At 71.7% G+C, this 12,375-nt stretch carries 8 protein-coding genes and 9 pseudogenes; 3 read left to right on the top strand and 14 right to left on the bottom strand.

The annotated features are described in order from the left end of the window. Positions 1-34 precede the first annotated feature (34 nt). The gene (locus tag ABD794_RS09935; RefSeq protein WP_344962464.1) at positions 35-1,165 is read right to left on the bottom strand and encodes a ComEC/Rec2 family competence protein; all 1,131 of its coding nucleotides are present in this window, start codon (positions 1,163-1,165) and stop codon (positions 35-37) included. A gap of 660 nt (positions 1,166-1,825) precedes the next feature. Here ABD794_RS09935 and ABD794_RS18835 point away from each other — a divergent pair. Further along, the gene (locus ABD794_RS18835; protein ID WP_425585982.1) at positions 1,826-2,161 is read left to right on the top strand and encodes a hypothetical protein; all 336 of its coding nucleotides are present in this window, start codon (positions 1,826-1,828) and stop codon (positions 2,159-2,161) included. Here the strand turns inward: ABD794_RS18835 and ABD794_RS09930 are convergent. The 4 genes and pseudogenes from ABD794_RS09930 to ABD794_RS09920 form a co-directional block, all read right to left on the bottom strand. Beyond that, positions 2,158-3,016, bottom strand: a pseudogene (locus tag ABD794_RS09930) (poly-gamma-glutamate hydrolase family protein). The gene ABD794_RS18835 and the pseudogene ABD794_RS09930 sit on opposite strands and share 4 nt — an antisense overlap. A 76-nt stretch (positions 3,017-3,092) precedes the next feature. Continuing rightward, positions 3,093-3,671: a hypothetical protein gene (locus ABD794_RS18830; protein ID WP_425585981.1), complete on the bottom strand. Its 579-nt coding sequence runs from the start codon at positions 3,669-3,671 to the stop codon at positions 3,093-3,095. A 159-nt stretch (positions 3,672-3,830) separates the two neighbouring features. After that, positions 3,831-4,481 carry a hypothetical protein gene (locus ABD794_RS18825; RefSeq protein ID WP_425585980.1) on the bottom strand — a complete coding sequence of 217 codons (651 nt, stop codon included), beginning with the start codon at positions 4,479-4,481 and terminating at the stop codon, positions 3,831-3,833. A 63-nt stretch (positions 4,482-4,544) separates the two neighbouring features. Beyond that, positions 4,545-5,201, bottom strand: a complete 657-nt coding sequence (locus ABD794_RS09920; RefSeq protein ID WP_425585979.1) for a GH25 family lysozyme — start codon at positions 5,199-5,201, stop codon at positions 4,545-4,547. A gap of 107 nt (positions 5,202-5,308) precedes the next feature. Here ABD794_RS09920 and ABD794_RS09915 point away from each other — a divergent pair. Together ABD794_RS09915 and ABD794_RS09910 are read left to right on the top strand one after the other, a co-directional pair. Further along, positions 5,309-6,018, top strand: a pseudogene (locus ABD794_RS09915) (HAD family hydrolase). 177 nt (positions 6,019-6,195) lie between these two features. After that, on the top strand, positions 6,196-6,702 hold the full coding sequence (locus ABD794_RS09910) for an acetoacetate decarboxylase family protein (RefSeq protein ID WP_344962459.1): 507 nt from the start codon (positions 6,196-6,198) through the stop codon (positions 6,700-6,702). Positions 6,703-6,709: 7 nt separating this feature from the next. Here the strand turns inward: ABD794_RS09910 and meaB are convergent. The 9 genes and pseudogenes from meaB to ABD794_RS09875 form a co-directional block, all read right to left on the bottom strand. After that, positions 6,710-7,700: pseudogene (gene meaB, locus ABD794_RS09905) on the bottom strand (methylmalonyl Co-A mutase-associated GTPase MeaB). A 10-nt stretch (positions 7,701-7,710) separates the two neighbouring features. Continuing rightward, the gene (locus ABD794_RS09900) at positions 7,711-8,709 is read right to left on the bottom strand and encodes a methylmalonyl-CoA mutase family protein (protein WP_344962457.1); all 999 of its coding nucleotides are present in this window, start codon (positions 8,707-8,709) and stop codon (positions 7,711-7,713) included. Positions 8,710-8,812: 103 nt separating this feature from the next. Continuing rightward, positions 8,813-8,938 (bottom strand): annotated as a pseudogene (locus ABD794_RS09895) (methylmalonyl-CoA mutase family protein); the annotation flags it as partial. 221 nt (positions 8,939-9,159) lie between these two features. Continuing rightward, positions 9,160-9,308: pseudogene (locus ABD794_RS19315) on the bottom strand (methylmalonyl-CoA mutase family protein); the annotation flags it as partial. A gap of 116 nt (positions 9,309-9,424) precedes the next feature. Next, a pseudogene (locus ABD794_RS18815) lies at positions 9,425-9,729 on the bottom strand (methylmalonyl-CoA mutase family protein); the annotation flags it as partial. A 183-nt stretch (positions 9,730-9,912) separates the two neighbouring features. After that, positions 9,913-10,122, bottom strand: coding sequence for a hypothetical protein (locus ABD794_RS18810; RefSeq protein ID WP_425585985.1), 210 nt, complete (start codon positions 10,120-10,122; stop codon positions 9,913-9,915). Next, a pseudogene (locus ABD794_RS18805) lies at positions 10,055-10,573 on the bottom strand (hypothetical protein); the annotation flags it as partial. The gene ABD794_RS18810 and the pseudogene ABD794_RS18805, both read right to left, overlap by 68 nt. 263 nt (positions 10,574-10,836) lie before the next feature. Next, a pseudogene (locus tag ABD794_RS19310) lies at positions 10,837-11,040 on the bottom strand (methylmalonyl-CoA mutase); the annotation flags it as partial. 1,032 nt (positions 11,041-12,072) lie between these two features. Then, positions 12,073-12,375 (bottom strand): annotated as a pseudogene (locus ABD794_RS09875) (ATP-binding protein); the annotation flags it as partial.

Raw genomic sequence — 12,375 nt, 5'->3', positions numbered from 1 at the left:
AGAGACATTCAATGACATGGTGTTCCGGTCCTGTCTACGCGTATTCGATGGCATAGCCGTTGGGCTCTTGACTATCGAGCCGCAAATGCCAGTCGACGCCTCTCTGATTGGGCAGCGCCATGGAGCTGAAGACACCGCTCGCCGGCGTGTGCACAAAAGAGCCGTTGGGCCCGTTGAGGTCGTCCTGCGCGACGTATCCGCAGGAGTTCGGAACCGTGGCCTGCGGAAGCGGTCCCTTCCGCTTGCTGTTCCAGTACGGCACGACTCGGTTCATGTTCTTGACGCGGCAGGTCGCGGAGCCGCTGAACTTCTTCAGCCCGGTGCTGATGAACAGTCCGTCGGGGGTGGTCCAGTCCAGCCATTCATTGGTTGTCGACGTCTCGCTCGCGTGGTGGCCGAGTTTGAGCCAGAGATTGGCCTCCCGCTTGCACAGGTCCCCGTCCCACAAAACGAGGTACTCCTCATTGGTCGCCACGGCGTCGGCCATGAGGAGCACCTTCTGCCGCGTGCCCACCGGACCGTCGCCCACGAGAACGGTGACCAGACTCGACTTGTTGGCCACTTTGCTCTTGTCCCCGGACTCGAGCGCGCCTTTGTCCTCGTATCCGCACGCGGCTCCCACCAGATACAGATTGGCCTGGGTCGCCTGTCTCCCCGTCAAGAGCGGCACCGGAGCCGCCGGCTTGTTGATGAGCTCGGGCTTCTGCGCGATGCCTTGGCGATCGGCGTGGTCCTTGAAGTCCTGCCAGTCGAAGACGAGCCTGGAGACGAATTTCGTACGGTCCCGGTAGTCCAGGAGCCCGAGTCCGTACAGGATCTTGCCGATGGAGAAGACGAGCACGTTGGAGTCCTGGACGGGCTCCAGTACGGCCCTCAGCAAGTTGAAGTGATCCTCATCGGGATGCGTGATGATGAGGTAGTCCAGGAAGCCGGGCGTGGGCAGGTTGTCGAGATACTTCCCGATCTTGTCCCGCAAACGCTGGACCAGTTGCTGCTTCGGCGTCTCCCTCGAGGGCGACGCGTTGTGGTGCAGAACCGCTCCCGTCGTACCGCAGTCGATCAGCACCGCATTCGTCCCGGTCTTCTTACCCCTGACCAGGTCGTAGAACCATAAGAGGGTGCAATCACCCTGACCGACATTGAAGAAAACAGCCTCGACCGGCATGAACCTCTCCGCGCCACGGGAACCACAGGACTTCCCGGCCGCCTCTCACACCCCCGGAGCCGGGACAAGGGAGAATCATGGCGGGTCACGAAAGGGTGTTCGTGCGCCCGGACGTCTTTCCGGCCATGCGCCGCCACGGAGGCACGCCCGTACCGCCACGGCCCGGCGTGAACGCATGGTCGCCTATCACCCTTGCGCCGGTGGCGAGTTGCCCACAGCCACGGCCGCACCGCCGCCCGGGCCCGCGAGCAGGCAATCTGTCCGAAGATCGACGGACCGGAGTCCGGTGTCCGGTGTCCGGTGTCCGAGGGACGGTGCGCGAGGGCGCGCCCGCCGCGCCCCGCGTTTGCCTCCCGCACCGCTCCCCCACCGCCCCGTCCGGTTTCCGCCCGCGCCCCCGGGCGCAGGATCGGAAGAAGGGGGCCGCACGGCGGATGGGGAGAGACATGACCGTGATAGTCGGGCTCGTGCACAACGGGCGGGTGCACCTGGGCGGGGACTCCGCCGGAGTGTCCGGGCTGAGGATCAGCGTCCGCAGAGATCCGAAGGTCTTCCGCAACGGCCCCTACGCCATGGGCTTCACCACCAGCTTCCGCATGGGGCAAACTGCTGCACCACGCCTTCAAGGCACCCAGGCCCAAAGGAGACTTGGACCGGTTCATGACGACCGTCTTCGTGGACAGGCTCCGCAAGTGCCTCAAGGACGGCGGCTGGGCGCGCAAGGACTCCGAGCAGGAGCAGGCGGGGACGTTCCTCGTCGGGGTGCACGGCCGGCTGTTCACCGTCTACGGCGACTACCAGATAGCCGAACCCGCCGACGACTACGCGGCCGTGGGGTGCGGCGGCGAGTTCGCCCTCGGCGCGCTGCACGCCACCGAAGGGCTGGAGCTCAAGCCGCGCAGGCGGCTGACCCTGGCCCTCGCCGCCGCCGGCCACCACAGCGCCGGGGTCTCCGAGCCGTTCGGTTACGTCACGGCCCGGAAGGGTCCCGCCTAGAGGACGATCTGGTCCGCTCCCGCCTCCAGCCGGACGATCGCCGCCCGGCAGGCCGCCGTGAAGCGCCGGAACGTGTCGTTGGCGGTCTTCGCCCGCCCCTGGCGGGTGAAGGAGCCGAACATGCTCTGGCCGCAGCTCCGTGGTGAGCTCCAGCTGACCGCCCTTGCCCAGCAGGGTGCGGTTGCAGATGTTGGCGGGGTCGTCGCCGTTGAGGGCGGGGACCTTGGCTCCGTCGATCGTCCGGAAGCCCGCGGCGCGGAGTTCCTCGTGCAGATGGCGCTGGAAGTCGGTGTTGCGCCCGCCGACCACCACCGCCTCGGGGCGGGAGGCGGGGGCGCCGGCCTGGGCGGCGGTGCAGCCGTGCAGGCTCAGGACGTTGAGGCTGCCGGCCGCCATCGCGAGCGCGACGCGGTCGTCGCAGTGCGCGGAGGTGACGTGCAGCTCACGGTTGTCCGCGTTGCGGATGCCCTCGAACATCCAGTAGTCGTGGACGGGAGCGTCCGCCCCGTCCCGTTCCAGGGTGGCGGGGTGGTAGCCGGCGACGGCCAGGCAGAGTTCGGACGTACCGGCCTCGATGGCGCCTCCGTGCAGGGCCATGACGGTCGTGCGGTGGAAGGGGAAGCGCTCCTCGGAGCTCGCGTCGGCCATCTCGTGCCGCTTGTAGCGGCGGGCGTAGTCGGTGCCCTCGCCGTTCGGGAGCCGGGTGTAGAGGTCGGTGTTGGACGCGTAGAGGTCACCGGCGGCCGCGGCCCGGGCGGTTCCCGTGCCGAGCGCGGAGAGCAGGGGCGTCATCGCGAGGGCGGTGAGGATCGTCCTGCGGCTGGTGCGGGCGTGATGCGGCGTCGGCTGGGGCATGTGGTTCCGTTGCGATCGTTCGGCCGGTGATGGACCGTCGAGTCTCTCCCGGCGGTCGTTCGTGGTCAACCGGGGCTCAGCGCGCCAGCCAGCGCACCTCGTACGGGCCGAGGGACAGCTCCCGTCCGTCCACCCGGGCGGCGACCCGCCGGTGCTCGGTGTTGACGACGAGCACGGCCGCGTCGTCGGCGAGGACCTGGATCCTGGCGCCGCGCCCCGCGCCGGCGGCCACCGGCCGGAAGGCGCTGCCCGGGGGGAACTCCTTGGCGAACCGGCGGAGCAGCCGGGACATGGGCAACTCCTCGCCCCCGTCGCGCAGATGGGTGCTCCGCCAGAGGCAGCCGGGGCAGTCGTCCCCGGTCCGCTGCGGGTTCCAGTAGAAGGCGGCCGAGGCACCGCTCTCCGCCAGCCGCATCATGGCGGTGGCCTGTACGGCGGTGCGGTGCTGCTCGCTCCAGCCGTCCCGGCCGCCCGGCCGGTCGTCGTGGGCGGGCGGCTCGACGTACCACTCGGCCCACCACACCGGAAGGCCGGTGACGTCCGTCAGCCAGCGGGTGACGTCGGCGAACTTCTCGGTGGCGGCGAACTCGTCGGGGATCGTCCGGTGACCCTCCCGGGTGTAGTCGGCCCCGTCCACGACGACGAAGTCCCGCACCCGCCTTGTGCGCGTTCCAGTAACGGACGACGTCGACGGAGCGGCGGTCGAGCGCGCCCCAGGCGCCGCGCACCTCGGGCGAGCCGTCCTCGTCGTCGGGCGGGTCGTGGTCGACGACGACGTACGGGCCGCCGACGAGGTTCCTCGGGTTCTGCCGCTTCAACTCGGCGAAGACGAGGTTGTACAGCTCGGTGTACCCCTCGTAGTTCCAGCGGTTCCGGCCGTCGTCCCAGAAGCCTTGAGCTCGTTCCACACCAGGAAGTGCCGGATGTCCGGGTAGCGGCGGGCGATCGTGCCCGCGAGCCGGGCGAAGTCCCCGTAGTGGCGACGGTCGGGCGCGGTCTCCAGCCGGGACCAGTCGGTGCGCCCCTTCCGCCCGCCCTTCATCCAGTCGGGGGCGCCGCACAGGTGAGGACGGGGACGGCGCCGGTGGCCCGCATCAGGGCGACGCGCTCGTCGAGGGACTCGAAGTCGTAGCGTCCGGGCGCCGGTTCGGGGTTCTCCGCGCCCCAGCCCATGATGTGCTGGTTCTGCGGCAGCGACCGCGCGGAGAGCAGGCCGACGGTCCTGCGCGTGGGCCTCCGGCGTGCCGTGGTCCGCGCTGTACTGGGTGTGGGTGAAGCCCCATCCCGGCCGCACGTCGTCGTCGGGGCGGGCCCCTTTCGGCGCCGCGCCGCCACCCGGCCGGCCCGAGGCCATCGTCAGCGGCAGGGCGGCCAGGGCCACCGCGCCGCACGTGCCGAGCAGGGCCGTGAGCGGCCACCGCCCTTGCTGTCGTGTCGTCCCACGGCATCCAAGAATAGGCGGCATCGTCCGGTTTTCCTCCGCGCACGCATCCGGAAGGGAGCGAACATCCGTACAAACAGCGGCACTTCACGGTCCGGCGGCATCAGACTCCGTACAGCGCCCGCCGTGCCCCGCGTACGCCTCCATCGCTCGGGCCTGCTCACTCGGGAGACAGTTCCCCCTCCTGCAGGCTGCGGCGGCGCGCCCACGCCCGAAGGTCCGCCCGCGAGGAGAAGTGCGCGACGTTGCGGTCGATCCCGCCGGAGATGTCGTACTGGTGGAACGTCCACGCATGCTGCACGCCCGGCCGGGCCCGCCGCGTGCGCGGGGTCGGCGATCCACAGGCCGTCGCCCGCGTTGCCCGTGGTGTCGCGGTGGAACCAGAAGTCGCGGTTGCAGTAGAGGACGACGCGGTGGCCCCGGGCCCGGTCGCGGACGCGGGCGATCCAGCGGTCCTTGTCGGCGCAGGGGACGCCGTGTGTGCTCCCAGTCGAGGGCGAGGATGTCGCCCTCGCGTAAGGCGATCTTCCCGAGGAAACGATCCGCCTGGGCGGACATCGATCCCGGGGTCACGAAGTGGTAGTAGCCGACGACGAGCCCGCCCGAGCGGGCGTGGTCGCGTTGCGCGACCCACCGGGGGTTGGTGTACGACATGCCCTCGGTGACCTTGACGAAGGCGAAGTCCTGTCCGCGGATGGGGTAGTTGGCGCTCTGGTAGCTGCTGACGTCGACGCCGTGAAGCATGGCGGACCCCTTATTGCCTGCCGGTTACCGCTGCCGATGTTTGCGTGTACATGACGCAGTATCGGCGCGGGGTGACGCTTCGGCGAGCCCCCTGGCAGACTGCGCCCGTGACGGTCAAAGGCGTGCTCTTCGACTTCTCCGGAACCCTGTTCCACATCGAGTCGCCCGAATCGTGGCTGGGGGCGGCCGCCGCGCGGTGCGGCATCACGCTCGGCGAGGACGAACTCCACCGCCTCGCGGTGGAGTTGGCCGACACCGGAGCACAGCCGGGCGGTGGACTGCCGCGCGAGGTGCCCACGCATCTGGCAGAGGTGTGGGCACAGCGCGACCGCAGCGCGGCGGAGCATCGCGCGGCGTATCTCGGGCTGGCGCGCGAGGTGGCCCTGCCCGCGCCCGAACTCCACGAGGCCCTTTACGCACGGCACATGGAGCCGGCGGCGTGGCACCCGTACCCCGACGCGGCCGCCGTGCTCACCGCCCTGCACGGATGCGGCGTACGGACCGCTGCCGTGGTGAGCAACATCGGCTGGGACCTGCGCCCGGTCTTCCGCGCGCGCACGGGCTGGACGCGTTCGTGGACGCGTATGTGCTGTCGTACGAGCACGGCGTACAGAAGCCGGATGCGCGGCTGTTCGCGGCGGCGTGCCGGAGATCGGGATTCCGCCCGGCGATGCGCTGATGGTCGGGGACAACCCGGAGGCGGACGGTGGTGCGGGGCGGCTGGGGTGCGCCGTGCACCTGGTGGATCCGTTGCCGGTGCCGGGAGCGGCGGGAGGGGTTGGTGCCGGTGCTGGCCCTGGCAGGTGCGGTGGAGTAGGGATCCCCGGAGGGACTCCGCCTGTGCCCACCCTTCACCCGGGCTCCGCCGGGCCCATCCGTCGGCCCCGTCAACCGCCCCATCGCCTGACCGGTCGACGCCGTCAGGGGCTCCTCTCGTCCATGCTGGCAATGAATCCACCCATTACGCCGGGGACCGCATGGAAGGGAGACGTCCATGACGCCGGAGGAAGTGCTGAGCCACGCGACGACCCCCTGCGTCTCCTGCCTCGCCCTCGGCCGCGAGACCGTGGGCTTCCCCAAGAAGCTCGGCTCCCCGCGCCTCTACCACGACATCGACACGCTGGTGGGAACCCTCGACTACGGTTCCCTGCGCATCGCGACGGCGACCATGGGCTTCAAGCACACCCCACTGGACACCGAGGACGCCCGCACCGACGCAGCCGTCCCCCTCTGCATCGTGAAGATCGGCCATTCCTTCGACGGCACGGTCCACCGAATGCCGCCTGGTCCGGCTGCCTTTCAAGGACCTCATGGTCACGGGCGCGTGGTCCGGTCCGGCCCGCTTGCAGCTGTCCGCCCATGCCCTGGCTCCGATCGCCGATCTGCCCATGAGGGAAATCGTCTGCGCCCGTCACACCCTGCTGACCGCAATGCAGTACGGGCGTCCCACAGCCGTCCACGACTACCTCGCGTAACCCGAGCGGCTGCCGTCCGGTGGTGACCGGGGCTCACGACTCCCCGCGGAACACCGACAGGATCCGCTCCGCCGCCAGCGTCGCTGTCAACGTCCCGTCCCGGAGCCGCCGTTCGAGCTCCGGCGCGGCCTCACGCACCCCCCGCATGCCCCCGCAGCTCCCCCAGCAACTGCTCCCGCACCATCGACCACGCCCACTCCACCTGCTGATCACTGCGCCGCCGCGCCAGCTCCCCCGTGACGTCGAGGATCCGCCGGTGCTGCTCCAGCCGCTCCCAGACCTCGGTCAGGCCAGCGCCCTCCCGGGCACTGCACGTCAGAACAGGCGCGTTCCACGCCGCGTCCGGCGAGCGCATCAGCCGCAGCGCGCCCGCGAGTTCGCGCGCCGCCGACCGCGCGTCCCGCTCGTGCGGGCCGTCGGCCTTGTTGACGGCGACCACGTCGGCCAGCTCCAGGACGCCCTTCTTGATGCCCTGCAACTGGTCGCCCGTGCGGGCCAGGGTGAGCATGAGGAAGCTGTCCACCATGCCGGCCACCGCCGTCTCCGACTGGCCCACCCCGACGGTCTCGACGAGGACGACGTCGTAACCGGCCGCCTCCATCACGACGATGGTCTCCCGCGTGGCCCGGGCGACCCCGCCCAGGGTCCCGGCCGTGGGCGAGGGCCGGACGAAGGCCGCGGGGTCGGTCGCGAGACGTTCCATGCGTGTCTTGTCGCCGAGGATGGAGCCGCCGGTGCGGGACGAGGACGGGTCCACGGCGAGCACGGCGACCCGGTGGCCGAGGCCGGTGAGCAGCGTGCCGAGGGCGTCGATGAAGGTCGACTTGCCGACGCCGGGCACGCCCGTGACGCCGACCCGCCGCGCCGCGCCGGAGTGCGGCAGCAGCTGGACCAGCATCCGCTGGGCGAGCTCCCGGTGGTCGGCGCGGGTGGACTCGACGAGGGTGATGGCGCGGGCGACGGCCGCCCGCTTCCCGTCGAGCACACCCTTGACGACGGCGTCCAGATCGATGGTCCGGGCCACGGCCATGGGCCTACAGCTCGTGGCCGAGGACCCCGGCGAGGGTCTTCAGCAGGTCGTGGGCGGCGTCGGGGATGACCGTGCCGGGCGGGAACACGGCCGTGGCGCCCGCCTCGTGGAGCGCCGGGACGTCCTGCGGCGGGATCACCCCGCCGACGACGATCATGATGTCCTCCCGGCCCTCCTCGGCGAGGCACTCGCGCAGCGCCGGCACGAGCGTGAGGTGCCCGGCGGCCAGCGACGAGACGCCGACGACGTGCACGTCGGCCTCCACCGCCTGCCGGGCCACCTCGGCCGGGGTCTGGAACAGCGGGCCGACGTCCACGTCGAAACCGAGGTCGGCGAAGGCCGTGGCGATCACCTTCTGGCCGCGGTCGTGGCCGTCCTGGCCCATCTTGGCGACCAGGATGCGCGGACGGCGGCCCTCCTCCCGCTCGAAGGCCTCGACCAGTTCACGGGTGCGCTCCACGCCGGACGACGGTCCGGCCTCCTGCCTGTACACACCGGAGATCGTACGGATGCGGCTCGCGTGGCGCCCGTACACCTTCTCCAGGGCGTCCGAGATCTCGCCAACCGTGGCCTTGGCGCGGGCCGCGTCCACCGCGAGGGCCAGGAGGTTGCCCTCCAGGCCCGGGCCGGGGCCGGACTCCGCCGCGGCCGTGAGGGCGCGGAGCGCGTCCTGGCAGACGGCCTCGTCGCGTTCGGCGCGCAGCCGGCGCAGCTTGTCGAGCTGCCGCTCGCGGACGGAGGAGTTGTCGACCTTGAGGACGTCGATCTGCTCGTCGCTGTCCACCCGGTACTTGTTGACGCCGATGACCGGCTGCCGGCCGGAGTCGATGCGGGCCTGGGTGCGGGCGGCGGCCTCCTCGACGCGCATCTTGGGGATGCCCGCGTCGATCGCCTGGGCCATGCCGCCGGCCGCCTCGACCTCCTGGATGTGCGCCCACGCGCGCCGGGCGAGGTCGTGGGTGAGCCGCTCGACGTACGCGCTGCCGCCCCAGGGGTCGATCACCCGGCAGGTGCCGGACTCCTGTTGGAGGAGGAGCTGGGTGTTTGCGGGCGATGCGGGCGGAGAAGTCCGTGGGCAGGGCGAGGGCCTCGTCGAGCGCGTTGGTGTGCAGCGACTGGGTGTGGCCCTGGGTGGCGGCCATGGCCTCGACGCAGGTGCGGGTGACATTGTTGAAGACGTCCTGGGCCGTCAGGGACCAGCCGGAGGTCTGCGAATGGGTGCGCAGCGACAGCGACTTGGCGTTCTTCGGCTCGAACTGTGCGACGAGGCGCGCCCACAGCAGCCGGGCGCGCGCGCATCTTGGCGATCTCCATGAAGAAGTTCATGCCGATCGCCCAGAAGAAGGAGAGGCGCGGCGCGAAGGCGTCCACGTCCAGGCCGGCTTCGCGGGCCGGCCCGCAGGTATTCGACGCCGTCGGCGAGGGTGTAGGCGAGCTCCAGGTCGGCCGTCGCGCCCGCTTCCTGGATGTGGTAGCCGGAGATGGAGATGGAGTTGTAGCGCGGCATCCTCGCGAGGTGTACGCGAAGATGTCCGAGATGATCCGCATCGAGGGCCGGGGCGGATAGATGTAGGTGTTGCGGACCATGAACTCCTTGAGGATGTCGTTCTGGATGGTCCCGGCCAGCTTCTCGGGCGGTACGCACCTGCTCCTCCCGCGGCGACGATGTACAGCGCGAGCACCGGCAGCACGGCGCCGTTCATCGTCATCGACACGCTCATCCGGTCCAGCGGGATGCCGTCGAAGAGCTGCCGCATGTCGTAGATGGAGTCGATGGCGACGCCCGGGCCATGCCGACGTCGCCGGTGACGCGCGGGTGGTCGCTGTCGTAGCCGCGGTGGGTGGGCAGGTCGAAGGCGACGGACAGCCCCTTCTGACCGGGCCGCCAGGTTGCGGCGGTAGAACGCGTTGGACTCCTCGGCGGTGGAGAAGCCCGCGTACTGCCGGATGTCCAGGGCTGGTTGACGTACATCGTGGGGTAGGGGCCGCGCAGATAGGGCGCGATGCCCGGGTACGTGCCCAGGAAGTCCAGCCCGCGCAGGTCCTCGCCGGTGTAGAGGGGTTTGACGCCGATGCCCTCCGGGGGTCTCCCACTTGAGGTCGGCGGCGCTGTGACCGGTGTTCTCCTTGAGGGCGGCCTGCCAGCGGCCGTGTCCGGCGCCGGCGGCCTCTCCCGGCCCCAGGTCGATACCGGAGAAGTCGGGGATCATCGCGCCACTCCCAGGTGGTCGAGGACGGAGGTCAGGACGGCGATCGCGTCGCCGCCCGCGTGGACGAACTCGTCGACGTCCGAGGGAGGTTGCTCGCCCCGCCGGCCCGCGAGGAGGACCCGTCCGGCCCCGGCGCCTTCAGCGCGGCGGCGACGGCGTCCGCCTGCTCGGCGTAGAACGCGTCGGAGGAGCACAGGAAACGCCACCGTGGCACCGCTGCGGCGGAAGGCCTCGGCAGCGGTGTCCCGCGTCGACGGAGGCGGGATCGTGCACGGGCTCGACGCCGCCCGCCTGAAGGAGGTTGGCCGCGAACGTGGCCCGCGCGGGTGTGGGCCGCGGGCGAGCCGAGGGCGGCGAGGAAGACCCGGGGGCGGGCGCCGGTCGCGGCCAGGTGGGCGTCGGAACGGGCACGCAGCGCCTCGTACGCCTCGTCGCGGCGCACCCTCGGCAGACCGCCGGCCGGCGGTCGGGGGCGCGGCCTCGCGCTCGACGGGCCGCTCGGCCAGGTGCGGGAACTCGCTGACGCCGGTGACCGGTTCGCGCCGGGTGGCCAGGCGGCCGGAAACGCTCCGCCCAGGTGGCGGCCAGCCGTTCGGCGACCAGTCCGGAGCGCAGGGCGGCCTCCTGCCCGCCGGCGCGCTCGATCTCCTGGAACCACGCCCAGGCGGCGCGGGCGAGTTCGTCGGTGAGCCGCTCGACGTACCAGGAGCCGCCCGCCCGGGTCGATGACGCGGGCGAGGTGGGACTCCTCCAGCAGGATCGACGAGGTGTTGCGGGCGATCCGGCGGGCGAAGGCGTCGGGCAGGCCGATCGCGCTGTCGAAGGGCAGGACGGTGACGGCGTCCGCGCCGCCCGACGCCCGCCCCGAGGCAGGCGACCGTGGTGCGCAGCATGTTCACCCAGGGGTCCCGACGGGTCATCATCACCGGGGAGGTGACGGCGTGCTGGCGCTGGGCGCGGGCGGCCGGGGCCGCCCCGCAGACCTCGGCGACGCGGGCCCACAGGCGGCGGGCCGCGCGCAGGGTGGCGATCGTGAGGAACTGGTCGCACCGGCGGCGTACCGGAACTCCAGCTGGGCGCAGGCCTCGTCGATGCCGAGGCCGGGCGTCGGTGAGGGTGCGCAGGTAGGCGACGCCGGTGGCCAGCGAGCAGCCGAGCTCCTGGCGGCGGAGCCGCCGGCCTCGTGGTACGGGAGGGCGTCGACGACGAGGGCGCGCACGCCGGTGGCGGTCCTCCAGGCACGCGGTGGCGAGGGCGGCGACGTCGGAACCGGGGGCCGTGCCGGTGCGGGCGAGGGTGCCGAGCGGGTCGGCGCCGAGGTTGCCGCGGGCCTCGGTGCGGGCGGTGCCGCGCTCGTCGTACAGGCGCAGCAGGGCCCGCGCGGCGGCCTCGGTGTCGTGACCCGCGTCGAGGACGACGGGGGCGAGGTCGAGGAGGACGCCGTCCAGGGCCGTTCCGATGCCCTCGACGGGGAGGCCGGCGGCGCCGACGGTCAGCCAGAGGGAGGTTGACGCCGTTCTCCAGGTCCGCCAGGACGGCCTCGTTGGTGCGGCGGGGGTCGGGGTGGGCGTGGAGCTGGCGTACGTCCCAGCCGGAGGACGGCCGTTCCCTCGGGGCGCCCGCCGCGGACGAACGGCGGGAAACCGGGGCAGGACCGGTCTGCGTGGGCGTCACGACGTCCGTCGGCGGATGTACAACGGGCGGGGTGCGCAGACCCGTCCTGGAGGGCGGTGGCCAACGCGTCCTCCGCCGCCGTCCCGCCGCCTCGGTGCCCGACTTGCGCAGTACGCCCTCGACGAGGCGCTGCCACTGCTCGCGGGTCGCGTCCGGGAATTCGGCGGCCAGGGAGAAGCCTTCTTCGGGCAGGACCGTCATGGGGGAAGGCTAGGCGCTGGAGTGCGCCTCGGAAGAGGGTGTGGGGCTGTGACCTTGGCCTCTTCCGGCCGGGAGGTTTGCCCCCGGCCCGCCCTTTCACCGTTTCTTCCGGGGGAGACCCCCGGACGCCCCCATGCACCCTTCGGGTGAAGTCCTCAAGCGCCGGACGGGCTGGATTCGGCGCGCCGATTCAGCCCGTCCGGCGCTTGAGGACGAACGCGGCGCAGCCGCGTTGCCCCGCGCGGAGCGCAGGGAAAACGGTGAAAGGGCGGGACGGGGGCTCAATCCCCACCCAGAACGAATTCGCACCACACCGACATTGCCGCACCCCCGCGACTCGACGCCCCCACACATCCGCCAACCGATCCACCAGCATCAGCCCCCGCCCCGACACCCCGACTCCCCCGGCTCCCTCCCGCCGCGGCAGCGCGCTGGAGCGGTCCTCCACCTCCACCCGCAGCCGGCGTTGGGGACCTCCGAGCATACGGATGGTCACCACCGCCGCCCCGTCCGTGTGCAGCAGCGGTTCGTCGCCAACTCGTCCGCACCAGCCGATTTCGTCCGACGCGCTCGCGTGCTCCCAC

It is taken from the genome of Streptomyces thioluteus, assembly GCF_039535865.1.
Note: the sequence above shows the minus strand (reverse complement) of the source record. Positions and strands in the feature narration are given on the sequence as shown.

Excerpts from the sequence above, each read along its gene's own strand:
- ABD794_RS18835 (WP_425585982.1), top strand. The coding sequence starts at position 1,826 with ATGACGACCGTCTTCGTGGACAGGCTCCGCAAGTGCCTCAAGGACGGC.
- ABD794_RS18825 (WP_425585980.1), bottom strand. The coding sequence starts at position 4,481 with ATGCCGCCTATTCTTGGATGCCGTGGGACGACACGACAGCAAGGGCGG.
- ABD794_RS09935 (WP_344962464.1), bottom strand. The coding sequence starts at position 1,165 with ATGCCGGTCGAGGCTGTTTTCTTCAATGTCGGTCAGGGTGATTGCACC.
- ABD794_RS09920 (WP_425585979.1), bottom strand. The coding sequence starts at position 5,201 with ATGCTTCACGGCGTCGACGTCAGCAGCTACCAGAGCGCCAACTACCCC.
- ABD794_RS09910 (WP_344962459.1), top strand. The coding sequence starts at position 6,196 with ATGACGCCGGAGGAAGTGCTGAGCCACGCGACGACCCCCTGCGTCTCC.